We start from the raw sequence: 1,414 nt of genomic DNA on the forward strand, positions 1-1,414 counted from the left end.
CTGCAGTGGGGCTCGCTGGCAAGGCGGACCGACGAAGACTGCGGTTAATTTCGATGCTGTGCAGCGCATATTCGAGGAGGTCCCAACGCCGCCAGCGGGCGCCAGGGCTGGGGCCAAACGATCAGGATTCCTGTGGCGAGGCACTAGTTCCTGTCCAGAATCGCGCCGGACCGGCTTTCGTCCTCCCTCAGTGCCCATCCGCCAGCGCGCTTTCGATCCCGAGCATGTAGCTCTCCAAACGCACCGAGGGCTCCCGCTCGTACGCGCGGCGGAGCGCGAGCAGCGCCTCCGCAGGCTGCCCCGCGCGGTACAGCAGCACGGCGCGCGCCTCCTCGGCCTGCTCGCCACCGGCTCGGCCGTAGGCGTCGAGTGCCGCAAGCCGCTGGCGCAAGGGGGCGCCCTTCGCATGCAAGGCAAGCCAGCCGTGGTAGGCTCTTTGCTCCACCCTGCTGAGCTTCCAGGCCGGTGCCAGGCCGCAAATCAGGTTCCAGCGGGCCTTGTACAACACGCGCCCCACAAAACGGGGCCCCACGAAGCGACCGTTCTGTGTCAGCCCATAGCGCTGCAGGACCTGTGGAAACGAGCCGAGCACGGCCTTTGCCTCTCCGTCGGCGAGCTCTCGAGCGAGCGCCTGCTCGTACAGCTCCGTCGCTCTTGCCCGCAGGGTCAAAAGCCCCTGCGCGCCATGTTCCGCCTGGACGGCTGCCAGCGTCTTTCTGATTTCGCGGTCCCGCTTCAGCCGCTGCTGGCGCGGCTCTGTGGGGCGGGCCTCCGAGCGCCCCTTTTCGAGCACGAGCTCGTGCAGCATCTCGAGCTGAACGCCGCTGGCAGCTGCCCTGCTGTCGACCCTGTCCCTGTGCAGCGCGCTCCGTATCTCGCTGTCGGATAGCTGTAGCGCCGGAAGTCTTGTAGGCGGCAGCGCTCGCGGTAGGCGTACCAACCACACCAGCCCCATCCCCACCAGCAAGAGCACGCCCAGCTTGGTCGCCGCCGACGAAATCTCCCCGGACCTCGTGGTTTCCGGGCTGCCTTGTCCGCGCCCTGTCATGCGTCGTTCGATCCCATGGGGCCCGATCCCCCTCTAACAAATACTGTAGCCACTTCTCAGACTTTTGCCGCATTCCTGGAGTCAAGCTCCGAGTTTTTGACACGGTTGCATCGAAACAAGTCATATGAAAAGTGTTCATACTGTCCGAAATACCTGCACAGACAACGCCTGTGTTCATTTCGATTTGCCCGTGGTTACCGCGCAAGCGTTGAACGAAGGGCCGGCACGGTCGTTGCTTTCGATAACCAGTCGACCTGCTTGCAGGCGTGCAGGCAACCGTCGGTCTGGGCGACACCAGCTACGGTAGGGTGATTGCGCATACCCCGGCTACATGGACGGAGGTTGTAGTAAACGTGTTTCGAGATC

The 1,414-nt window shown here is 64.1% G+C and carries 1 protein-coding gene; it reads right to left on the reverse strand.

Annotated features, from left to right (window positions below):
- Positions 1 to 187 precede the first annotated feature (187 nt).
- Entirely contained in the window at positions 188 to 1,048 is an 861-nt protein-coding gene (locus MJD61_08925) for a hypothetical protein (protein ID MCG8555393.1), read from the reverse strand.
- Positions 1,049 to 1,414 lie beyond the last annotated feature (366 nt).

It is taken from the genome of Pseudomonadota bacterium (assembly GCA_022361155.1).
Lineage (GTDB): Bacteria > Myxococcota_A > Polyangia > Polyangiales > JAKSBK01 > JAKSBK01.

Bases quoted from the DNA above. Each gene is read 5' to 3' on its own strand.
- MJD61_08925 (MCG8555393.1), bottom strand. From the start codon at position 1,048: ATGACAGGGCGCGGACAAGGCAGCCCGGAAACCACGAGGTCCGGGGAG.